The organism is Mycobacterium sp. Root265 (assembly GCF_001428895.1).
Classification (GTDB): Bacteria; Actinomycetota; Actinomycetes; order Mycobacteriales; family Mycobacteriaceae; genus Mycobacterium.
Map to the genome: position 1 here is coordinate 144,081 of NZ_LMJA01000009.1, position 22,681 is coordinate 166,761.

14 protein-coding genes and 1 pseudogene are annotated in these 22,681 nt (G+C 67.7%); 4 read left to right on the top strand and 11 right to left on the bottom strand.

The window, feature by feature from the left end:
* Positions 1-5 precede the first annotated feature (5 nt).
* The gene (locus tag ASE48_RS10940) at positions 6-1,016 is read right to left on the bottom strand and encodes an EamA family transporter (RefSeq protein WP_156409146.1); all 1,011 of its coding nucleotides are present in this window, start codon (positions 1,014-1,016) and stop codon (positions 6-8) included.
* A gap of 73 nt (positions 1,017-1,089) precedes the next feature.
* Between ASE48_RS10940 and ASE48_RS10945 the strand changes: the two genes are divergently transcribed.
* The gene (locus tag ASE48_RS10945; RefSeq protein ID WP_057167092.1) at positions 1,090-1,647 is read left to right on the top strand and encodes a CGNR zinc finger domain-containing protein; all 558 of its coding nucleotides are present in this window, start codon (positions 1,090-1,092) and stop codon (positions 1,645-1,647) included.
* Here ASE48_RS10945 and ASE48_RS10950 read toward each other — a convergent pair.
* The 8 genes and pseudogenes from ASE48_RS10950 to ASE48_RS10985 all read right to left on the bottom strand — a co-directional run bounded on the left by ASE48_RS10950 (position 1,614) and on the right by ASE48_RS10985 (position 13,240).
* Positions 1,614-4,735 (bottom strand): annotated as a pseudogene (locus ASE48_RS10950) (FAD-dependent oxidoreductase). The gene ASE48_RS10945 and the pseudogene ASE48_RS10950 overlap by 34 nt on opposite strands.
* Positions 4,732-5,136, bottom strand: coding sequence for a hypothetical protein (locus ASE48_RS10955; RefSeq protein ID WP_057167094.1), 405 nt, complete (start codon positions 5,134-5,136; stop codon positions 4,732-4,734). Before ASE48_RS10955 ends, ASE48_RS10950 begins: the two are co-directional and overlap by 4 nt.
* Positions 5,129-6,151 (bottom strand): hypothetical protein, encoded by a 1,023-nt coding sequence (locus ASE48_RS10960; protein WP_057167095.1) that lies wholly within the window; start codon positions 6,149-6,151, stop codon positions 5,129-5,131. Before ASE48_RS10960 ends, ASE48_RS10955 begins: the two co-directional genes overlap by 8 nt.
* Complete coding sequence (locus ASE48_RS10965; RefSeq protein ID WP_057167096.1) at positions 6,148-6,414, bottom strand: hypothetical protein; 267 nt, start codon at positions 6,412-6,414, stop codon at positions 6,148-6,150. Before ASE48_RS10965 ends, ASE48_RS10960 begins: the two co-directional genes overlap by 4 nt.
* Positions 6,411-6,869, bottom strand: a complete 459-nt coding sequence (locus tag ASE48_RS10970; RefSeq protein WP_057167097.1) for a hypothetical protein — start codon at positions 6,867-6,869, stop codon at positions 6,411-6,413. The genes ASE48_RS10965 and ASE48_RS10970 overlap by 4 nt, the downstream gene beginning before the upstream one ends.
* Positions 6,866-8,065 (bottom strand): polyprenyl synthetase family protein, encoded by a 1,200-nt coding sequence (locus ASE48_RS10975; protein WP_057167098.1) that lies wholly within the window; start codon positions 8,063-8,065, stop codon positions 6,866-6,868. The genes ASE48_RS10970 and ASE48_RS10975 overlap by 4 nt, the downstream gene beginning before the upstream one ends.
* Positions 8,031-8,867, bottom strand: coding sequence for a hypothetical protein (locus ASE48_RS10980; protein ID WP_057167155.1), 837 nt, complete (start codon positions 8,865-8,867; stop codon positions 8,031-8,033). Before ASE48_RS10980 ends, ASE48_RS10975 begins: the two co-directional genes overlap by 35 nt.
* 68 nt (positions 8,868-8,935) lie before the next feature.
* Positions 8,936-13,240 carry an AAA family ATPase gene (locus ASE48_RS10985; RefSeq protein ID WP_057167156.1) on the bottom strand — a complete coding sequence of 1,435 codons (4,305 nt, stop codon included), beginning with the start codon at positions 13,238-13,240 and terminating at the stop codon, positions 8,936-8,938.
* Positions 13,241-13,805: 565 nt separating this feature from the next.
* Here ASE48_RS10985 and eccB point away from each other — a divergent pair.
* Entirely contained in the window at positions 13,806-15,182 is a 1,377-nt protein-coding gene (gene eccB / locus ASE48_RS10990) for a type VII secretion protein EccB (protein ID WP_327049647.1), read from the top strand.
* Here the strand turns inward: eccB and mycP are convergent.
* The gene (gene mycP / locus ASE48_RS10995) at positions 15,111-16,451 is read right to left on the bottom strand and encodes a type VII secretion-associated serine protease mycosin (RefSeq protein ID WP_156409147.1); all 1,341 of its coding nucleotides are present in this window, start codon (positions 16,449-16,451) and stop codon (positions 15,111-15,113) included. The two genes, eccB and mycP, sit on opposite strands and share 72 nt — an antisense overlap.
* Positions 16,452-16,468: 17 nt before the next feature.
* On the bottom strand, positions 16,469-17,773 hold the full coding sequence (eccD, locus tag ASE48_RS11000; RefSeq protein WP_057167101.1) for a type VII secretion integral membrane protein EccD: 1,305 nt from the start codon (positions 17,771-17,773) through the stop codon (positions 16,469-16,471).
* 110 nt (positions 17,774-17,883) lie between these two features.
* On the opposite strand from eccD, the gene eccCb reads away from it, so the two are divergent.
* Together eccCb and ASE48_RS11010 are read left to right on the top strand one after the other, a co-directional pair.
* A complete protein-coding gene (gene eccCb, locus ASE48_RS11005; protein WP_057167102.1) occupies positions 17,884-21,450 on the top strand; it encodes a type VII secretion protein EccCb in 3,567 nt (1,188 codons plus the stop codon).
* Positions 21,447-22,592, top strand: coding sequence for a type VII secretion-associated protein (locus ASE48_RS11010; protein WP_057167103.1), 1,146 nt, complete (start codon positions 21,447-21,449; stop codon positions 22,590-22,592). The genes eccCb and ASE48_RS11010 overlap by 4 nt, the downstream gene beginning before the upstream one ends.
* Positions 22,593-22,681: the final 89 nt, after the last annotated feature.

Here is a 22,681-nt window from a genome sequence, read left to right on the forward strand (position 1 = left end):
AAAGGTTAGCTACGGCTAATCGGTTGCCCGGCCGACGGTTGCACGGGCGGGACGTCGGGCCAATTGGCCTGCGCCACCTGCTCGGTGCGGTCGCCCTGACGGGCAAGTGCCAGGCCGAGCAGAACCACTGCGCCGCCGACGGTCTGAGTGATGGTGATCGCCTCACCCAGCAGCGCCCAGGCGGTGAGCACGGCGAACAGCACTTCGGACAGCCCGACCAGCGAGGCGAACCGCGGGCGCAGCCGGGCCACACCCATGATGCCCAGCGTGTAGGCGATGGCGGTCGGGATGAGCGCGAGCGCGATGACGGGGACGAACCACGGCACCGTCAGTCCGGCCACCACGGCGTTCTCGGCGCTGAAGTGCATCGGCATGATGCCGGAGACGCCGAGTGCGGCGACGGAGACGGCGCCGACGACCAGGCCGGCCGCGGCCAGCGTGATGGGGCTCAGTCCGGTGCCGTCGGAGCTCGCCTTCTCCGACATCATGAAGTAGCAGGCCGCGCAGACTGCGGCGGCGAGTCCCCACATCACGCCGGTCGAGTTGATGTGCGCGCCGGCGAAGACGTCGAGTACCAGCGTGATGCCGGTGATCGCGATGGCGACACCGGCCAGCGTCAGATTGCTCGGTCGGCGCCGGGTCCGTGCCCACAACCAGCCCACCACCAGAATGGGCGCGGTGTATTCGAGCAGCAGTGCCACGCCCACCGACAGATGAGAGACGGCGTTGTAGTAGCAGAACTGGGCGCCCGCGACGGGGACCACGCCGTAGGCGATGATCGTGCGGCGATGCTCCAGCGCCTCACGGACCCAACCCGGCCTGGCGAAAGTGGCGAAGACGGCCATGGCCAGCGCCCCGCCGGCCAGTCGTGCGGTCACCGCGGCGGTGGGGGTCCAGCCCGCCTCCATGAGCGATTTCGCCAGGGGGCCGGACAGGCCGAACGCGAAGGCGGACGTGATGGCGAACGTCAGGCCGAGCCGGAACCGGCTCGTGGACCGCGCGTCGGTCATCGTCATGAGGCGCTCCAAGATGTAATGAGTAAAATGAATGTTGCTCATGACAATATCGGTGACGGGAGTCATGCGTCAAATGATTTTCACTCATGACACGGAGCTCACACTGCGGGCCGCGTGCGTACTGATCAACAGCGACAGGGTCGACGGCGACGAGCTGGGCGACATCGCCGGACTCGACGACTACCTGGCCGAGTTCGGCTGGACCGGACGCCGCGACCGCGACGACGCCGAACTCGCCGAGGTGCACCGCTTGCGGGAGCGGATCGGGCGGCTGTGGGCGGCCGCCGATGACGAGGAGCGCGCGGTCGGACAGGTCAACGCCCTGCTTTCCGACACCAAGGCCTCGCCCTGGCTGACCCGGCACGCCGAGATGCCGGAATGGCATCTGCATCTGGCCTCGATCCACGACCCGCTGGCGCGCAGGATGGGCGCCGAGATGGCCATGGCGCTGGCCGACCTGATCCGCGGCGGCGAGCTGCGCCGGCTCAAGATCTGCGCGGCACCCGACTGCGAAGCGGTGCTGTTCGACGTGTCACGGAACCGGTCCAAGATCTTCTGCGACACCGGGAACTGTGGGAACCGCCAGCATGTGGCGGCCTACCGGGAAAGGCGCGGGAAAGAGGGGGACTGAAGGTCGTTCACCGGGCGAACGGACAACAAGTCGGCCGCATGGTGCGACAAAGGGCTCAGCGGGTGCAGCGAACCGCCGGGGTCTCTTGGTCCGAGCAGTTCCTTCCATTTCGGCGGATCGAGCTTCGACCCGTTCGAAGCATCACCAAGGCCGTTGTTGGTGTCGGACTGCGTCTGATCGGCGTCCGGCGCAGACTTCGACTGATCGGAGTCTGGCCTGCCGGCTCGTGTCGGAGCGCCCGCGACGGGGGTCTCCCTGCTCCACCACTCGGTGCCTGAGACTGAATAAGGTTCTGCAGCAGAAGAATAAAGGGATCGCGGCGCCGGATCGGTGGTCCCTCCGTAGGTGCCGGCTCCGCCTTCGGGTGCATAGGCCGAACCTACGCGGGGTGCGGGCGTCTCATATCCCGGGGCCACCCAAGGTGCAGTCTCCCCGGCATCGGCTCCGGTGGTGGTCTCTGAGGTTCGGCCGCCGTTGTCGATCAGCGGTGGAACACGGTCCTTCTCACGGCGTGACGAGTCGTCGACGGGTGCCGGCGCGGCGCCCCCTGCGGCAGGGGTGCGGAGCGCTTGTTCGAGGAATTGCCGCCAGGCTTGCAGTGCCGTCAGCAGCTGCTGGGTGTGGTCGGCGGGCGCGACTGTCGGCTGAATCGGCGGCGGGCCGAAGGCCGGCGGCATCGGGGTGCCGAACCCGGGGGGCATCGGGGGGATCGGCGGCGGAACGAGCGGCATTGCCGGAGAGGGCAATTGGGGCATCACCGGGAATGCGAAGCCGGGCGCCACTGCTGCGCTCGCGACCTGTTCCAGGTACTGCCGCCACGCTTGCAGATAGGCAAGGAGGTTCGGATCGTGCTGCGGCATGGTCATCTTCGTTCCTCCAGGAATGGCGATGGGAAGCTGGCGCTACTCGGTGGCGAGGACGGGGCGTCCAACGGGTGGGGAAGTGACTGCGCGGCATATCGGGCATCGAGGTTACGCAGCGGACGAGTGTCGGCCGGTTCCCGATTCTCCAGATCGAAGATGTAGCAGTAGTCACCGGCCGGTGTCGGCATCCGGATCGGGCTCGACAAGCTCTGGTCGAGGAACCCATAGGGAAACCGCCAGTCGAGCGTGGTGTTTTCGCGACGATCGGCACCCCGGGTCGCGACCCAGACGTAGTGGTCCAGGATGGCGTTGACCGCGTGACGGCCCGATTCGCAGGCCGCTTCCATGGAGGTCATCCGGGTGAAGGTCTTGGTCCACGTGCCGGCGAAGACGACCGAGTTGTGGTGCACCTGATAACCGCCGTGGCGGGCTTGCCACACGTGGCGCTGCAGCAGATCCTCCAGCCACCACTGCTCGTTCGGCCGGTAGGTCCAGGACGTGCCGTGCGGATTCCAGGGATCGCCGCCGGGACGGTTTGGCCAGTCGCCGACGATCGGTATGAGATAGGGCGTTTCGTTGCGGATCGGGTGACCGGTGTCCGGCGCCAGATGTAGCCCGGTGTCGAGTGTGTACCAGGCGGGCCACGGCAGGATCCCCTCCGGACGGGTCCCGTCGACGGTGGTGAGCGCGTCGACGATCTGCCGCCACACCTCGGTGGCGATCTCGTCTGCGGTGCAGTCGCGGGCGGCCTTGCCGCGGCCGGATTCGTCGCGCAGGTGCTGCGACGCAGTGTTGAAATCGCCGATATCCACCGACAGCACCGAGACGTAGCCATTCTGGGCCAGATTGGGTCGCTGTTCCCACATTCCGTGTTGGTTGATCGAGGACAGCGCCCACTCGGTGCCGGAGTAGTACATGTGCCCGCGCAGCAACTGGAACTCGGTATCGAAGAAGTACTGGATACCACTGAGGGTTTGAAACCGGTCCCACGGCACTCGGCCCATCTGATTTACGGCGTATGGATCTCGCCTCGTGTGCGGCCGGGTGGACCCCGGCTGGAGCGGGCCGTCGGGTGGAGGTGCCGACGTCGTGAAGCCGTCCAGTTCGGCCACCGTGCCCCCGGTGCCGGTTGCGCGCATCGTCGCCGTGATCCGCTCGGCGCCGGGAGCATCGACGGCCACCACGGTGTAGTCCGGTGTCACCCGAGTTTCGTCGGCCAGTGTCACCCGGGCGCGGGGGCGAAGATATGGCGGCTGTGCCGGGTCGACCACGGGCGGATCGATGCTCGCGGCCGCTGCATGCACGAATCGCACACCGAGCCGGACCAGATGGCGATACCAATGGTCGAACCACGACTCGGTGGTGGGCGCGTTGAGGACTCCGTCGGCCTTGTTGTCGCGGCGGTCCATCTGGAGTTGCAGCTGCAGATAGGTGGTCAGATTGGTGCGGGCGTCTCCCCAGCGGGCGTCGAATGCGGCCAGCACCTTGGGCATTTCGAGCAGGTACCGATCGAACTGCGGCGAATAGTGGAAGCGACGGGTGCCATCGGCCTGCCGCCCGACGAAGAAGTCGTAGGCCGATTGGTTCTGCAGTTCGGTGGCGCGGCGCGGCGGGCTCGTCACGAGGTACTGCAGCAGCCGGCTCACGAAGTTCTGCACATCGCCGGGCGAGAATCCCAGACTCATGAGTTGTCGAACAACGCTGACGAATTCACCGGGGCTGCGGGGCGCCTCGCGCGGAAACACCAGGGACGGCTTGCCGGCCAGCGTCGTGCCCTGGGTGACAACGCGTTTGACGTTGTCCAGTACCGTCCGTGAACTCGGCTTCCACCGGAGCGCGCCGCCCGGGTCGGTCGTCGGCTCATATATCGGGATGCGGTTGAACAGATCCCAGGTGTGCAGGTAGTAGGCGGGGAAGAAGCGAAAGCCATGCTCGCCCGCGACGGCATCAACGGGCGGTGTCGGGCGGCCGCGGCAACCGGGAAAGGGACGCAGCTGCGCGCAATTTCCCCCCGTGGTTACGGCTTTCGCGTACTGCGACGCCGCGAGTCCGCCGAGTTTGACCGGCAGATTGCCGCGCTCATCCGCTCGGGCCTCGTACACCGTGACCTCGAAGCCACGTTCGGCGAGTTCCTGAGCTGAGGTCAACCCGGCGATGCCCGCACCCAGCACCGCCACGGTGGGGCGGCGGGCGCTGGACGCTGGGGTGATGATCGGTTCGTTCATCCGCGATCCGCCCGGAGCGCGTTCAATAAGCCGGGTTGTGAGGGTGCCCGCACGGCGGCATGCACGTAGGCCTTGAGCGTGTCGTGGGCTCGCAGGATGTCGTCGAGCGTGCCGTGCACAGTCAAACTGCCCGTCTCCACGGCGCGGTCCAGCGTGATCACCGCGTCGAGCACGTCGAGCACCGTGTCCCGTGACACCTTGACCCGAGTGCCGGCCGTCGGGTCGACGCCATTGGTCACCTCGAGCCGCCGGCCCCCGCTCAGTGAGAAGCATTCGGAGTCGATGTCGAGGCCGACCACCAGAGGTCCGAGGGTGTCGAGCACGATGCGGTAGCTGTCCGGTGCCTCGTCGGCAAGGTGGCCGATGGACTGCCGCAGGAGTGCCGAAATACGTTCAGCCATGGAGAAACTCGAATACTCCGGTACCGATGAAGTCGATGTCCTTGCCGTTGATCGACCCTGTGACCGCTGCCGTTCCAGTGGATTCGCAGAGCACAGTGGAGTCGGTGAGTGACATCTCGCTGGGCTGCGCGAGCCGCGCGTAGGACTGCGGCCGGAACTCGACGTGCACGGTGTCACCGGCTCTGCTCGCGGCCACGTCGACGCATTCGGGTACGCCGGGTACATCGCCATCGAGCAGCAATCGCATCGGTGGTGGGAGCGTGCAATCCGCCTGACGGGCGAGCACACCGGACGTACGGACCGTAACTGACGCATGGCGGAAGATGGCGGCAGGTTCGTCCTGGTGCCATACATAGAGTGCCTGTGACAGGTAGCGATGTCGTCGCCGGTCGGTCATCCGCAGGAACACCAGCGACCATGGCACGTCCGGATCGCTGGGAAGCACCGTCGCCCATTCCCAGCCGAAGTCGTCGCCCCACCAGAACCGGCCCCAGTTGTGGTCGTGATAGGCGATGTCGTTGTCGAAGCGGTGTTCTCGGTCGCCAATGCGCAGCCACCCGGTGGCGTGCAGGCGTGGTACGAACAGCCAGCTCATCCGGCCCGACCCCACCGGTTGATTGTTCACGACGAAGGGCCGGCTGACCGAGACGAACCAGAGTTCGCCTTTGATGCCCTGTTGGGGGAGGTCGATTCTGAGCTCGTAGCCGTTGCGTCCGATGTGCATGCCGCTGTCGCCAATGGACAGGTTACCGAGATCGGCTGCAATGACGAGATCGTCCTCATCGAAACGTTGGATAACGCCGTGCCATTCGTCATCGTGTCCGATGACGATGATCCTGGGGACGGCGCGAATCCGGCCGCCCGGCGCGACCTCCGTGTCGAGGCTGAAGTTGATGAGTACACGGCACTCCTCGGCGTGAATGACGAAGTGGTGCCATTCCTTGAATCCGTGTGGGTTGGCCGCACCGATGGTCGGTGTCCGCATGAAGTCGCTGGCGGCCAGTGAGGCGGTCATCGCAACCACCGCGTTGCGTCGGTGGTCGTGCGCACGGTGTTGGTGGCGGCGGTGTCGGTGTGCTGTCCCAGGCTTTCGATGCCGGCACCCATGCTGGCAAGACCCAGCAGCAGGTGCACGAAGTCGTCGGCAGCGCCGGCTGTGACTGCTTCCGGGGCTCCGGCCAGGGTGTGCACCATTCGTCCGATGCTCGCCAGGCCGACCAGATAGCCGATGAAGCTGCAGTCATCGGCAAGTGCGGCAGTGGGATCGGTCAGTGTCATGCGAATCCCTCGGGCCGCAGACGCGCGAGCATGGCGTCGTCGAGGCCCTGCCCGACGACCGCGTCGGCCAGCAACTCGGCCCAGGCGGTCGGTGCGGCATTGGGTTCGGCTGGACCGTCGAGCACGTTGAGGCTGACCGTTTCCCAGACGCGGCGCAGATTCTCCACGGCATCGGAGGCCACCAGGCGATCGCGCAACAGTGCGCCTTCCGGTGTCCGGCCATAGCGCATGCCCTCGGAGACGAGCATGTCGTGAATGCGGCGCGCCGCAGCGGGGTTGCCCAGCACCGCACGGCGGGCACCGAGGAGCAGGTCGAACACTGCCGGGCTCTGTCCCTCGACGTCATCTGGGGGCGCGGGTAACAGTTGCGGTGCCGCGTTTTCGGCGAGGTCGAGGGTGGCTTCCGTGATCCGCTCCAGCTCGGCCAGCACGCCGATCAGGTCCTCGGCGTTCATCGCGTGCGCTCGTGTACGTAGTCGACCAGGCTGCTCAGCATCTCGCGGTGCTGGCTGGGCGGTAGCCAATCCAGCTCGGCCAGCACGGACTCCGCCGCCTCAGCGTGGCGGGCGGCAACGTCGCGGGCATGGCCCAACGAGCCGACCCGCTGGATCATCTCGAAGAGCCACCGGATGTCGTCGAGTGTCTTGGCGTCGGTGTGACGCTGGGCGTGCAGGAATCCGTCGATCTCAGTTCGCCCGGCCAGGGAAAGCTCGCCGCGCCCGGCCAGGCGATCCAACAGGTCGGTGAGGTTGAGTTCAGCGTCCATGGCGGGTCGGCGTCTGCCGAGAATCTGTACGGCGCGTTCGCGCTCACCGTCGGGGAGATTCCGCAGCATGTGCAGCAGCATCAGGGTGCGCTTGCCTTCCCACAGGTCGCCGCCGATCTCCTTGCCGTAGTCTTCGGGATCCCCACGCAGATTGAGCAGGTCGTCGGTGATCTGGAAGGCGGCACCGATGTGCCGGCCGAATGCTTCCAATGGGACGAGCCGGTCGACCGGAGCGCCGGCGGCGAGGGCGCCGGCTTGTAGCGGTGTGATGAACGAGTACCAGCTCGTCTTGAGCTCGACCATCTTCAGGTAGTCCGCGTCGTCCAGCTGCCACGTATTGCTCTTGACCCAGTCGAGTTCGATGGCCTGACCGTCCACGGTCTGCCTGGTCATGTGGGCGACGGCGCGCAGGATGCGCAGAGCCGGTCCGAGCCCGACGCGTTCGACATTGTCGAGCAGTGGTTGGAGCGTGAGCGACAACATGGCGTCACCGACGTTCACGGCGATGGGGACGCCGTGATCGATGTGCATGGTGGGTTTGCCGCGACGCCACCAGGATTCGTCTTCGATGTCGTCGTGGATGAGGAAGGCGTTGTGATACAGCTCGAGCGTTGCCGCGGTGGGTAGGACCGCTTCGAGGTGCCCGCCGAGACCAAGGCAGATGGCGATCGCCAGCGCGGGCCGTAGCGCTTTGCCGCCGCGTTGCGGATAATCGAGGATCAGGTCGTGCAGGCTGCTGGAGCCTTGTTGCCCCGAGCCGTACAGCCTTTCGATCTCGCCGTCGCAGAGGCTCTTGCATTCGGCGAGATACGTTTCGAGCGAGTCCGCCGCATCCTGAGGCCCAGCCGTTTCAGGGACCCTTGACGGCGACGATACCGCTGGCATCCTTGATCCTCGTCGCGAAGCTGATACGCACCGCAAGTTCGACATGGCCTGCAGCAGTTTCTCCGATCACCGCCAGACTCGGTGGAACGCCGATCGCAATATCCACCGGTTCCTCGCCGGGAGACGCACCTGCAGCCCGACCGTGGGCGATCAAATTGCGCCGACCCACCAGAAGAATTCGAACCTTGTCCTTATTGGCGGCGACCCCATCGATCGTCGTCGATCGGTGTAGCGAATTTGCGTTCGCAGCGGCGAGTAGCGAGTCGAGGACTGAGTAGCCGCTTACAAACTGGCTGAGCTTCACGAGACCGGCGGTGTTGGTAAGCAGCGTGGAAGGCGCGCGATATCCGGCGTCCTCTACCCTGGCCCTAGCAGGAATCAGTTGATCGAGGATTTCCTGTGGCGTAATAACGGTTGGAGCGACCGGGGCGATAGTCAGACCGACGGCTTGGACAGCGGTGTAAAGAAATTTCAGAATGATGTCATCGACCGTGCGGGCCAGTTCCACGGTGTGGCTGATGACAGTTGCGAGCAAGGCATCAGGATTGGGACCTGACGCTTGTGCGAGCGTCACGTTGATCTGAACGTCTTTGGGGTCGAGTGTCAGCGAAGCAGTGAAGAACGGTCCAGGAACTGATGGATTCGAAGGCTGGACCGCAGTTGCTGTGTCGCCGCGAACCTTGGTCGCGCCAGGATCGCCCGTCTCCCAGTGAGGAATGCTCTGCCAGACGATACTGGTTTGCTCAAAAGTCTCTCGAACTTGTTTATTGGCGAGCGCCAATCGGTCGGCAGTCAAGTACATGCCCACCACCCCCTCGGTGTGTCATCGATTCTCCCAGATCAGCGTGTGTTTCGCGTCCGCCGATCGAACTATTTCTGTAGCAAGGCGACTTCACCGCCGGGTGGCAACTCTCCTCGCAACGCCGCGTCGCAGTGCGCCATGTGCAGCGTGGCCACCGCATCTCCGGGCAGCAAAGTGCTGCAGTGCTCAAACGCTGCACGCGCTCGGTCGAATTCGCCGTAGTCGAACAATGCAAATGCCTCATCGAATGCGGGCTGCGCAGCGTATTTCGCCGCACGCAAGAGTTGTGGATCCTCGTCGTAGACCTCATAAACGGTCACCGGCCGGCGCCGATTCACCACCATGACCCGTTCCATCCGGCGGATGCGGAACTGCTCTGGATCCGCCAGTTGAGCGTATGTCGCGTCAGAGATGAGCAGGGCCGAGTCGTAGCGTTTGGTGGTGCCTTCGATGCGGGCGGCCAGGTTCACGGCGTCGCCGATGATGCTGAGCACCATACGATTCACGCCGCCGACGAGCCCGAGGCCGACGACGCCGGTGTTGATGCCGATGCCCACCCGAAAGGCATTCGAGCCGAGGGCCAGTCGTTCGGCGTTGTGTTCCTGCAGCGACCGCAGCATCCCGAGGCCTGCCCGCAAGGCGTTGTCGGGACCGGATTGGAACACGGCCAGGATCTCGTCGCCGCGGAGGTCTTGGATCACCCCGTCGGACGCGATGATCGGCAGTTCGACGGCACGGAAGAAGCCGGTCGCAAGGTTGTTCGCCTCAGCGATATCCATGTCCTCCAGCAACGTCGTGTATCCCCGGATATCGGAGATGAGTACCGTCATCTGCCGCTCGACGCGATGGCCGCTGCGGACGCGGCGGATGTCGTCCAATTCCAAGATGCGGAGCAACTCGTTGGGTACAAAGCGCGATTGCATGTCGAGAAGCGACAGCCGCTGCTCGTCGGCCTCGCGCAGTCGCGCCTCGAGTTGAAAGTTCCACAGGGGAGCGGCGCACTGGGCGCACACGAACATGACCGCGTCCTCGTGTTCGGGGGTGAAGTTGCGGTCCAGTTCGGTGTGCTCGGCATAGATGACACCGATGACGTTCTCCTGCAGTTTGATCGGTGCGGCAATCACCGACGGCGTCCCGCTGGTGGGGTTGGCCATCACCCGGATCGGCGCGCCGGTTTCGGCGACCCGGCGGACCAGGTCGCGGTCGAACGGCACGTCGGTCCACGGGCCCTCGACCACCGAGGTGACGCCGCCTTCGTGGACCGCGCGGACACCCAGACGTTCACCCTCGCCGGTGAGCCCCACGATCCGGCCGGCGCCGGTCATGTCCGCAACGGTGCCGAGCGCCAGGCCGGCCAGGCCATCACGGGTTCTCGCTGCCGAGAGGGCACGCACCAGCTGGTGCGCTCCGGCAGGGTCGATGCCGGCGGATTCGTCGTGCACCAGATCGCGGCTGAGCAACCACGGATAGGCATGGGCAAGACGTTCCGTACGCACCGTCAACCCCACGCTCTGGAAGCGTTGGTAGGCCGACCGGAGCATGTGCTGGCGAAGCCTGGGCCGGCCGGACCGGGCGTACAGGGTCGCCGCCTCCTCATAGGCGGTGGCCGCGATCAAGGGCAGCTGATGCGTCTCGGCCAGTTCGATGGCCTGCTCCAGCAACCGTTCCGCTTTGCGGTGTTGTCCGCGGGCGCTGGCCCATGTCCCCTCGATCAGCGCATATTGAGCGGCGTAGTTGGCCGGTGCATCGGCCGCCCATTTACGGTGCAGGGCAAGGGCCGTGCGCACCGAGCGCCGGGTGGCGCGGTCGTTCGGCGCCGCCTGAATTCGGCTCAGGGCGTCCACCATGTGGATGAGCTGCATCACCGGGTTACCGGCCATGCCACCGATATGCCTCAGCGCTTCGTCTGCGACGGCCAGCGCGCCGGTGTAGTCACCAGCCCAGAAATGCAGGCCGACCTTCATGGTGGCGGCCACGCTCAAGCCGACTCCGTCATTTTCGAGCCGGGCAGCGGGAACCACAACGCGTTCGTCGTATCCGCTCTCGCCGGCCAGCAGGAACACATCTTCGCTGCGCCCCATCAGGTTCAGGCAGATCTGTTGCACGGCCTGACACAGCGTGGCGGGCGCGAGTTGCGACCTGATGCCGGGAACGATGGACTGCGCCAGAGCATCGATCTCGGCCAGCGGCCGCCCCAGCCAGAAGGATTGCGAAAGGACCGCTGCGGCTTGGTATCCCGCGAACTCCTGGTCGCCTTGGTCGAGTGCGGGGCCGATGGCCTCGCGAAGCTGGCTCAGGCTCTCCCGAATCGGGTGCCGCCAGTGACGGATGAAGTGCAGGTAGATGAACAACGTGTGTGGGTGCGCTTCGCGGAACTCCTCCCGCTCGGCCAGTGTCAGCGCGACCTCGCCGAATCGTTGGCTACCCGCGCGGTCCCCGGTGACCACCAACAGGATCGCGTAGTTCGCGAGCATGAGTGGCGAGGCCGGGGTGTGGCCGTGAGCCAGCGCGAGATCGAGTTGTTTGCGAACCAGCAGAGGGAAGTAGTTGGGCTGGATGCTGTAGCAGATGTGAAAGAGCTCGCCGAGGATCCGCTGGATCTCGATGACGCGCTGATCTTCGCAGTACCGGAGCGCGAGAAGCCGCTCGTTGCTCCAGTGCCGCATCGTCAGTTTCATATTCGCCAGGGCAAGGCCCATCCGGGGCTTGCCCGGATTCCGCGGCAACGGTTCACCCAGCTCGTCCAGCGCTTGCAGGCCGGTCTCCAGGGCATCTTGCAGCCGGTTCTGGGCCAGTCTCCCCTTGATCCGCAGGTATGCCACCCGCGCGCGATCGGCCGGGTCGGTCAGGACGTCGTCGGCCTCATCGAGCAGGGTGTGCAATGCCGGAACGTCGCCGACGAGCAGCGCGGCCTCGGTGGCATCGAGATGCAACTCCCGACTCAGGGCGAAGTGCGTTTCCCAGCGCCGTTCGCCGAGCAATGACAGACCGTTCCGGCAGTAGTCGAGTGACAGCGGAAAGGACGCCTGTGCACGGGCTTTGCGTGCCGCGCGGCGAAGGACCTCGACGTAGTGAGCGCGTTCGGGACCGTCGGGTAGCCCCTCGCCTCCGATGCCCACGTGGCGCGCGGCCTCGAAGAGTCGGTCTTCGCCGAGTGTGACCAGGCGCCGGCCGATGCGTAGATGCGTTTCCCGGCGTGCCTCTGCGCTGAGTCCGTTCCCGGCCACCTCGGCCACCCGGTCGTGACTGAACCGGTACCGGGCATCGTGACTGATCGCGTTGGCAATCCGCTGACCCCGGTGGTCCAGTGCCTCCAATTGGCGCAGTTCGAGCGCCGCCCACAGTGCCTGTGCCACCGCGTGTGGTGGCTGGGCGGCCGCGGCCACGGCGTCATCGAGATCGAATTCTGCACCGATGCACGTCAGCGACCGCAGGACCTCGCGGTCAGGCGGACGAAGCTGATCCAGGTAGCGGCCCATCGACTCGGCGGCCGTCGCCGTGACCTCGATGGAGCTGAGCATCCGTAGGTCCCAGCTGGGATCGCCGGTCACGGCTGTCGGCGTGAGTGCCCCTTCGATCTGGGCGCGGTATAACAGCTGTCGGATCTGGAGTGGGTTGCCGTCGGTCCGGTAGTGGAACTCTGCGGCCACGTCGGAGAGCTCCGCAGTGGGACCGCCGGCCGTGGCCAGCAAGTCGTGGACGTCTGCGCGAGACAGCGGCTCCAGGCGCATCTCGCGCACGTTGGCCAGTGTGATGCCGGCTGCGGCCGGATCGAACTCGCCGGCACGATGCGCACCCAGCATTACGACGTTGCGCGGCGATACCGTCAGCAGTTCGGCCAACAACAGCAGAGAGTCACGATCCGCCCACTGCAGGTCGTCCACGGCGAGCACCACAGGACGGTAGGCGGCCGTCTCGGATATCAGGCGTATTGCCGCACGGTGCAGGCGCCGCCGGGCGTCGGCGGCGTTGAGGTCGGTGATGCGAGAGCGCTCACCGAGGACGGCAGCGAGTTCGGGCACGAGGTCGCCCAGCACGCCGGACATCGTCGACATCGCGGCGCTCAGCCCGTCGCGCCAACGGTCGCGTTCGGCAGCGGGGGTGGACTCCATGGACCGAACGATCGAGCTCAGCGCATCACCGAGCGCAGCATAGGGAGCCGGCGCGCCGTCTCGGCAGCGCCCGTAGGCGAATATGCAATTGCGGCTTGAGACCTCGGCGCCGAAGGCCTGGATGAGCGTCGACTTGCCCACTCCCGGTACGCCGGCGAGCAAGATGCATCCGCCGCTGTCTCGGCCCGCTTCATCTACTGCTGTTCGTAGATCCGCAATCTCCTGCCTTCGATCGACCACCCGCCCGTCGAAGTCGAACACGGGCGTTGTCATGGACAGCGTGCCCGAAGGCGTGAGCCGGACGAAGGCCGTGGAAAGGGAACGGTTGGACCCTGCGCCCGACCGTTTCGAGACGGTGCCAGTTCTGAGTGCATCGCCTGACCGAGACTCCTCACGATCACCGGTGACCTGCTGCGTAGCCGGTGACCGGGATAGTGCGGAAGCTTAACCTCTTCCTCCATCACCGGCTTGGTGTTTTCCGTTGCGCGCGATATCGATGTCGCGGCTCTCGCATCCGGCTAAGTTGATTCAGCGCACTTCGCGACGTTGTCCCTCCTGGAGACCGAACCGCGGACGGCCTTTGAACTCGCAAATAAGTTGCTGTGCAATGCATTTTGGGTGATGCGCGGTTGACCACGTTTCGCGAGATTCTGCTATTCGGGTGTAGTTGCACCCAACGCGGATCGCGTAAGTCTTCGGACCGTCCGTCACCAGCTAACCCGTATTCCGATCCCCATGTTTCGCCGGCAAGGACCAGAATTGGTGCGGCGGACCTGCTCGCAGCCCGGTTAGGGTCGAATCCGGGGGACATATGGTTCGGCGTTCGGTGACACGGCTACAGGTGAGCGGCTACCGCTTCCTGACGCGCAGAATGGAATACGCGTTGGCATGCCGGGATACCCGCATGCTCGACGACCCCATCCGCAGCCAGTCGATGGCACTGGCGGCCGGCGTCGTGCTGGCCGCGATCGTGGTGGCGGTGTGTGCGGTGCTGGCACTGATGCGTCCACACGGAAGCCTGGGCGCCGATCCCATCGTCATGGCCCGGGACTCCGGTGCGATGTACGTGCGCGTCGGCGACATCATGCACCCGGTGCTGAATCTGGCGTCCGCGCGGTTGATCGCCGGGACCCCGGCGGTGCCGCGGCTGGTGAGCGCGGCCATGATCGCCGACGCCGAACACGGTCCGCTGATGGGTATCCCGGGCGCGCCGGGCAATATCGCACCGGCGCTCGCAGACGATCAGCAGGCCTGGACCGTATGCGATGACGGCGGCGACCGGACCACCACGGTGATCATCGGCGCGCCCGGGCAGCACCCGGTCGCTCCGCCGGTGCTGGTCACCGCGGCCCAGGAACGCGCGCGCGGAACCTACCTGCTACACGCCGGGCGCCGCGCCGCGGTGGATCTGCGCGACCGCGCAGCGGTGCGCGCGCTGCGACTGGACCGCGTTGTCCCGCTGCCAGTTTCGGCCGCACTACTGGACCCCCTCCCGGAGGCGACGCCGATCGTGGCGCCCCGGGTGCCCGGCGCCGGAGGACCCGGACCCGCCGGGCTGGCCGAGTTCCGGGTCGGCGAGGTGCTGCGGGTGCCGCGGGCGGACGCGGCCGATCACTACGTGGTGCTCGCTGATGGAGTGCAGCGCGTGGGGCCGGTGGCGGCGGATCTGATTCGTTTCGCCGACTCTCACGGCGGCGGCGAGATACCCGATGTGCCGGCCGACCGTATCGCCGCCGTGCCGGTGGTGGACACGTTGACGGTGACCGATCTGGCCGATCCGACGGTGGCCGGTGCCGACCTCGGTGGCGGGCTGTGCACGCGCTGGCAGTGGCGCAACGGATCGGTGCCGGACACGGCCGTGCTGGCACCCGGCACCCTGCCCGACCAGGAACGCGCCCTGACACTGGTCCAGGCCGATGGCGACGGGCCCCGGGTCGACGCCGTGTCGGTTCCGCCCGGGCACAGTCTCTACCTCCGGGCGGCAGGCGTCGCCGGGGAGGGCATGTCGACCGGACCGCGGTACCTGGTCACCGAATCCGGGGTGGCATTCGGCGTCGGTGACGCGCACGCTGCCGAAGCCCTCGGGCTGCCGCAGGCACCGGGCGCCGCGCCGTGGCCGCTGCTCGCGCTGCTACCGCGTGGACCGGAGCTCAGCGTCGCCCGCGCTGCCGTCGTGCAGGACAGCGTCCGCGTCCCGTCGTGACCTCAGAGCCGCCGAGGCCACCGCGAGTGCCGCACACACCGCGGCGCCCATCAGCGCGAACCGCCGTGGCTCAGCGTCGGTGACCACGGTGGGCGGCGACGCCAGTGGACGCGGTGCGTCCGGCGGCGCGGGAGCGGCGATACCGCGCATCGCGGCCAGCACATCGACCACGCCGTGTCCCACCAAGGGATTCCAGTCCGACCCGGGATGGCGTGCGGTGCTCTCGATACGGTGCATCACCTGGCGGGCCGTCAAGGTCGGGGCCGCCGCGCGCAGCAGCGCCGCGACGCCCGACACCACCGGGGCCGCGTAGCTGGTCCCGGAGATCGGTTGCGGATCAGGGTGTCCCGGCATCGTGTCCGCCAGTCCCTCCCCGGCCGGATTCAGCGATGTCACGGACTCGGCGGGGGCGGCGACGTCCACCCACGGACCGGCCAGGGTGAAATCGGACGGTGCCCCGTCGGCGTCGACCGACCCGACCGTCAGCACGTAGTCGTCATACCAGCTGGGGCTCGCCACCACGTCGACGCGATCCCAGTCGGGCCCGCCAGCAGGATCGGGCAGCGGATTCTGTTTCGGGCATGTGCCCTGTCCGCCCACATTTCCGGCCGCGGCGACCACCACCACGTTGCGGGTGTCCACTGCGTACGCCAGGGCCGCACCCAGCGCCCGGTCATCGAGAGCATCGGCGACGGCGAGGCAGGCCACCGAAGAGATGTTGATGACGGTGGCACCCTGGTCGGCGGCGGCCCGCACCGCCGCAGCGAGCGACTCGACGTCCCCGACGCCGTGGCCACCGGCATCGGCGGCGCGGAACTTCATGCTGGACTGGCGGATCGCGAGAATGGCGGCATCCGGTGCGATACCGCTGAACCCACTGGCCGGGTCGGGAGCCGCCCCGATGATCCCGGCGACGATGGTGCCGTGGCCGTCACAGTCGGCGGTGCCGTCGCCATCGGCGACGTAGTCGCCACCCGGCACCAGATGCGGCAGCAGCCGGTGCCGCGCCACACCGGTGTCGATGACCGCCACCGTCTGCCCGGCGCCACGGGTGCGAACCCACGCGGTGCGCAGATCGGGTCGTTCCCGGCGCGGCACCGTCTCGACGAGCGGGGCGGTCGCGCAGGTTTCGAATTGTTCGGTGGGGTAACGCGAAGCGGCCGGCCCGGGCTGCGGCAGTAACCGGCTGTCGATCGGCGGCGGACCGACCGCGACGGCGGGCGCCGCGGTGAGGACCGGTGCCACGGTGAACAGCACGGCCGCGAGCATCGGGGCAGCCCGGCCGATCATCCGACACTCAGCGATCGCACCAACCCGTACACGTCGGCGGCCCAACATGCCAGTGGCACGACGGCAGCAAGCAGGACGTATTCGGCCACATCGCTTGCGCGCGCCCACGACGAGGCGTGCCTGCCTTGGCCTGCCCGGCACCAGCCAGCCAGGCCAACGGCCAGCAGCACCGCCGGACCCGCGTACCGCGGCGCCGATACCGTGGCCAGCGCGGCGACCGCCGCGACACCGCTCAGGCCGCACCAACCCAGCGCGGCCCGGCACCGCGGGTCGGCGTAGAACCGGGTTCGCAACAGCAGCAGTGCCGCAAGCACCGCGGCCAGCACGAATCCCGGCAGCCATGAGCTGCCGCCCCGACAGCCCGCGGCAATCGCGCCGATGGCCAGCGCGGTGGCCGTCGCACCTCCGGTCACCAGGCCCGCGAAGACCGTGTGGCCACCGAACGCGGCCGCCTCGGACACCGGGTCGGCACTGTCGCCAGGAAACGGCGGACGAAGTCCGCTGACCGACAAAGTGATCCGGCCGGCGACGCCCAGTGTGCCCAGGGCCAGCACACCGAGAACTGCACCCGATGCCACGAGGTCCAGGGCCGCCATGAGTGAGAAAGCGGACACCGCGGCCACCGCTGCGGACGCGGTGGCCACAGCGGTGAGCAGCCAGGCATCACCGCGTCCCGCACGCAGTAGCCACAGCGAGGCGAGACCACCGGCAGCCGCGCCGAGCGTCAACCCGGGGCCGCCCCCACCGGGCACCGCGAGAAAGCCTGCGACGCCGACGAAACCGACCGACAAGCCGTGCAGGGTCGCACGCATGGCATCGTGTCGCCACCCGACGATGAGGCACCCCGCCGCACTGATCAGGGCGATGCCGGCGGCCACCATCGGCACGCCGCCGCGGCTGCCCGAGAACCCGAGCGTGATCAGCGCGAGCACACCGACGCACGCCCACATCCGGGCAGAGGTCGTGTGATCCGGTGCGGGGCTGGGTCCGGCCTCGGCCACGGCGCGGAAGGGATCCGCGCGGAGTGGGCCCGGCGCCGGCGCGCCGACGGGGGAGAGCACCATGACGTCGCCGTCGGATACTCCGCTTTCGTGCAGCGTCATCGACTCATCGCAGTGCCCGCCGCTGAGACGGTCCAACCGCCAGCCCTGGGATGCGGTACCCGACTCCGGTTCTGCGGCAAAGAGGTCGACGATATCGGGCAGCAGCAGACCGACTTCGGCATGGCGCGGCAGCATGAGGTCCACCGCCCTCGGCTCGGTGGCACTCTGAATCGACACCCGGCACAACGGATCATCCATCGCCCATCCCCCTGCACGTTCCCCCGATGCCACGGTAACGGGGCGGTGAGCATCCGCTGCGCACCAAAATTGAGGGGAACCCGAGGCGCGCGCGCTGCGTCGAAATAGGAATGGAGTTCCTGAGGGAGAAGCGTCTGCCCGCTCCGCCCGTGCCGGACGGAGAGGTGGTACTGCGGCGACCACCTGACGTGCCCGTGGTAGAGCCGGCGAGTCCGTTGGCGCGCCTGTTGCCGGTGCTGATGCTCGTCGCGGTCGGCGGCATGGTGGTGCTCTACCTGACCTCGTCGACCGGCTCGGGCGCGACGACGCCGCGCAACCCGGTGTACATGATCTTCCCGGTGATGATGGTGATCTCGGTGCTCGGCACACTGGCCCACACCGGGCGGGGCCGGACTGCCGAGCTGAACGCCGGCCGGCGTGACTACCTGCGCTACCTGGACACCGTGGCAGCGGATATCGGTGAAACCGCACGCAAGCAACATGTTTCGGCGCACTGGAGCGATCCCGATCCCGCGACGCTGTGGACACTGGTGGGCGGCAGGCGAATGTGGGAACGCAGACCCGTGGACCCTGACTTCTGCCGCGTTCGGGTCGGAGCGGGCCCCGCCCCGCTGCTCACCCCACTGACCACCGCACCGGCCGACCGGGTCGCCGAGCCGGACCCGGTGACGGCCGGGGCGCTGGAGGGCCTACTCGTCGGCCGAGCGGTGGTGGCAGACCAGCCCGTGACGGTTGATGCCTCCGGTCACCTCGGGTTCGACGGTGAGCCGGCTGCGGTGCGAGACCTGGTGCGTGCCATGGTCTGCCAACTTGCGGTGCTGCACAGCCCGGGTGATGTATCCGTGATGGGGCCCGCCGGTCCGTACTGGGACTGGCTGAAATGGCTGCCCCATCACGCGCAGCGGCCGGGCGCGGGGCGCACCGTGGCGATCCTGGAGGGGGACATGCCCGCCCCGGTCGGCGCCGAGGTCACGGTGCTCGACCTCAATGGAGGCGGCGACACGACGATCGAGCTCGCGGCCATCGCTCACGTGGACGGCCTGTCGCCGGCGCAGGCAAGGATGTGCGCGCGCAGGCTGTCCCGGTGGCGTACCGGCCCGGATGCGGGCGTCGCCGGCACGACATGGGCGGGTCTGGTCGGTGTCGGTGTCGGTGCCGCAGCGGATCTCGATCCGGCGGCGGTATGGCGCCCCCGCGCGGATCAGGACCGGCTGCGGGTACCCATCGGTGTCGGCGACGGCGCGGACAATCGGGGTGAACCGGTGTTCCTCGACATCAAGGAGGCCGCCGAGGGCGGTATGGGCCCGCACGGACTGTGCGTCGGAGCCACCGGATCGGGGAAGTCGGAATTCCTGCGCACGCTCATCCTCGGACTGGTGGCCGCCCATTCCCCCGATGACCTCAATCTCGCCCTCATCGATTTCAAGGGCGGCGCCACATTTCTCGGCTTCGAACAGCTGGCCCATGTGTCGGCGGTCATCACCAATCTCGATGACGAGGCCTACCTGGTCAGCAGGATGCACGAGGCGCTTTCCGGTGAGATGAACCGGCGCCAGCAGGTCCTGCGGGCAGCCGGAAACCTCGGGAACATCGCCGAGTATCGGCGCGCTCGGACGACGGAGTCCGGTCTGCCCGCGTTGCCCGCGCTGTTCATCGTCATCGACGAGTTCTCCGAGCTGCTCAGCCAGCACCCCGACTTCGCCGAGTTGTTCGTGGCGATCGGGCGGCTGGGCAGGTCGCTGGGGATGCACCTGCTGCTGGCCAGTCAGCGTCTCGATGAGGGCAGGCTGCGCGGGCTGGAGACCCACCTGTCCTACCGGGTGTGTCTGAAGACATTCTCGGCCAGTGAATCCCGCGCCGTTCTCGGACTGCCCGACGCGTACGAACTGCCGACCGCGCCGGGCGCGGCCTATCTGAAGACCAGCGACGGCCGGCTGGTGCGGCTGCGCACCACGTATGTCTCCGGACCGGACATCGCCAGGGGTGCTCCGGACCTGCGCGCGCGCCGATTCACGTCGGCATCCGATGACGATGCCGGCGGGGCTGAGGTGCATATCGACACCGGTGCGACCGTGCTGGAGACCGTACTGCACCGGCTGGCCGGTCACGGCAGGCCGGCGCACCGGCTGTGGTTGCCCGCGCTACCGGCATGTCCGGCGTTGGAGGAACTGCTCGCGCTGCACGACGGTGCCCGGCTGACCGCGCCGATCGGGCTGGTGGACAACGCCTTCGCGCAGCGTCGTGACCTGCTCACCGTCGACCTCAACGGGTCCGGTGGGCACGTCGCCGTGGTGGGTGCGACGCGATCCGGCAAATCCACCGCACTGTGCGCACTCCTGCTGGCGCTCGCCGCCACGCACAGCCCCGCCGACGTCCAGTTCTACTGTCTCGACTTCGGTGGCGGCACATTGACTGCACTGCAACACCTTCCGCACACCGGGGTGGTCGCAGGACGCGGTGACGGCGAACTGGTGCGCCGGACCGTGGCGCAGCTACAGACGCTGATCCGTCGCCGCGCGGGCGCCGGACGCACCGCCGCGCCCGACGGCTATGGCGAGGTATTCCTGGTGGTGGACGGCTGGGGCGCGCTCCGGCATGTCGACGACAACCTGGAGGAGGTCATCACCGCAATGGTCGCCCAGGGTCTCGCGCACGGAGTCCATGTCGTCATCGCCGCCTCCCGCTGGGGCGAACTGCGGCCCGCCCTCAAGGACCAACTCGGCACCCGCATCGAGTTGCGTCTGGGCGAGCCTGCGGAATCCGAGATGGACCGCAAGGCGGCCCGCCATCTGGTGGACAGCCCGCCCGGAGCCGCCATCACCCGGGACGGCAGGGTCGCGGCGATCGCCGTGCCGCGCCTCGATGCCCTCGACACCATCGCCCAAGACCTGCGCACGCGTCATGCCGGGCGCTGCGCCATCCCGGTCAGGCTGTTGCCCACGTTGGTGGAGCGCAATTCGGTCCCTGCCCAGGATGCAGGCCCCACCAACGTCACCATCGGCATCGGAGAGTCCGAGTTGAAGCCGGTAACAATCGATTTCGCCGAGACGTCACATCTGATCGTGCTGGGTGACAACGGCTGCGGCAAGACCACGGTGCTGCGCACACTGTGTACCCAATTGGCCCGAACCTGCACGCCGCAAGAGGTGCAGATACATCTCGTCGACATGCGGCGGACCCTGCTCGGCGTGGTGGATGACGAGTACCTCGCCGGCTACCTGATGTCCAACACCATGCTGCAGACACACCTCGCCGGACTGATCGAACACCTTCGCGGCCGGCTGCCCGGCGTCACGGTCACCCAGCAGCAGTTGCGCGACCGATCGTGGTGGACGGGTCCGGAAATGTACGTCGTCGTCGACGATTACGAGCTGATCGCGGGCGCCGGCACGGACCCGTTGGCACCGCTGCTGGAGTTTCTGCCGCACGCCCGCGATATCGGCCTGCACGTGGTCATCGCGCGGCGCGCCGGCGGTGCGGCGCGGGCGCTGTTCAACCCGATGCCCGCCACCATGCGTGAGCTCGGCTGTGCCGGGTTGCTGATGAGCGCGGGCCCCGACGACGGCGCCCTGCTCGGCGTCGCACGGCCCACGCCGTTGCCGCCGGGGCGGGCCACCCTGACCAACAGAGGGCACACCGACGAGCGGGTGCAGATCGCCTGGACCGCCGAGCCGTGAGAGCGACGGTACTGCTGATCGGACCGGGCACGGTCAGCGGTCCTCATCCGGTGCCCGCTGACATCAGCGGTGCGGCAGTCGATGCCATCGATGACGAGTACACCCTCGTCGATGAACGGCCGGTCGCCGTCGACGATGTGTGGGCGTGGGTCCTTCGCGTGGCGGCCGGAGAACCGGACGGCAGCCTCCTGCTGGTGTGTCCCGGCTGGTGGAGCGATGCCCGGCTGAACCGCATCCTGCACGCGGCGCGACAGCACCGCGAACCGGTCCTGCTGCGGCGGCACGAGGCGCTTGAAGCCATACGGAGCGACGGGGAATCACACCGATCGCCGACGGCCTGCATCATCGAGATCGCGCCGGAGTTCGTGATCTGCCGCATCCCGGGCTCGCCGATCACGGTGACACCTCGCCTCGCTGAGATGGGGGAGGTCGCCGGCACCGTCACACGCGGCATCCTCGGGGCCGGACCGGTGGTGATCGACGCCCCGGTGGGCGTGGCCGGCGCAGCAGAACTCGCCGCCGCTCTCGCGAATGACCTCGACGGCCGCGATGTGCAGATTGTGGACGATGCCATGCTCGCTGCGGCGGTCACCGCGGAGCACCTGCCGGCACCGGTGGCGCGCCGGCGGCGCACCACGGTGTGGGCGGTGCCTATCGGCCTGCTGATGGCGCTCGGTGTGCTGCTCGGCCTGCCGAGAGCGGGCCAGCCCACCGAGGCGGCCCTCACGGTGCTGACCGAGGGCCGCGTGACGGTGAAGATCCCCGCGGGCTGGGAGGTCCGGCGGATCACCGACGGTGCGGGTTCGCCACGCGTTCAAGCACATTCGCCGACCGAGGAAGTGGCCGCGATCCTGCTCACGCAGTCGGCGGCAGGACCGGACCTGCCCCGCACCGCGGACGTCCTGGAGGCTGCGCTGGCACTCCAACCGCCAGGGGTGTTCACCGGGTTGCGCACCGACGACCACCAGGGCGGGCGCGCCGTGCTGAGCTACACCGAGACGCGCGCGGACCGCGAGATCGCCTGGGCGGTCTTCCTCGACGGTCGGGTGCGGATCGCGGTCGGATGCCAGCAGCCGCCGTCGGCTGCGGTGATCCGGAAGTACTGCGATGAGGCCATCCGGTCGGCCCACGCAGTGCAGTGAAAACGAATTCGGCACAGACGGAACCGAATCGGGTGCCGCTGCGTCCTATTCACAACAGCAATTCCACACGCAAGTCATCTCACCCGGGG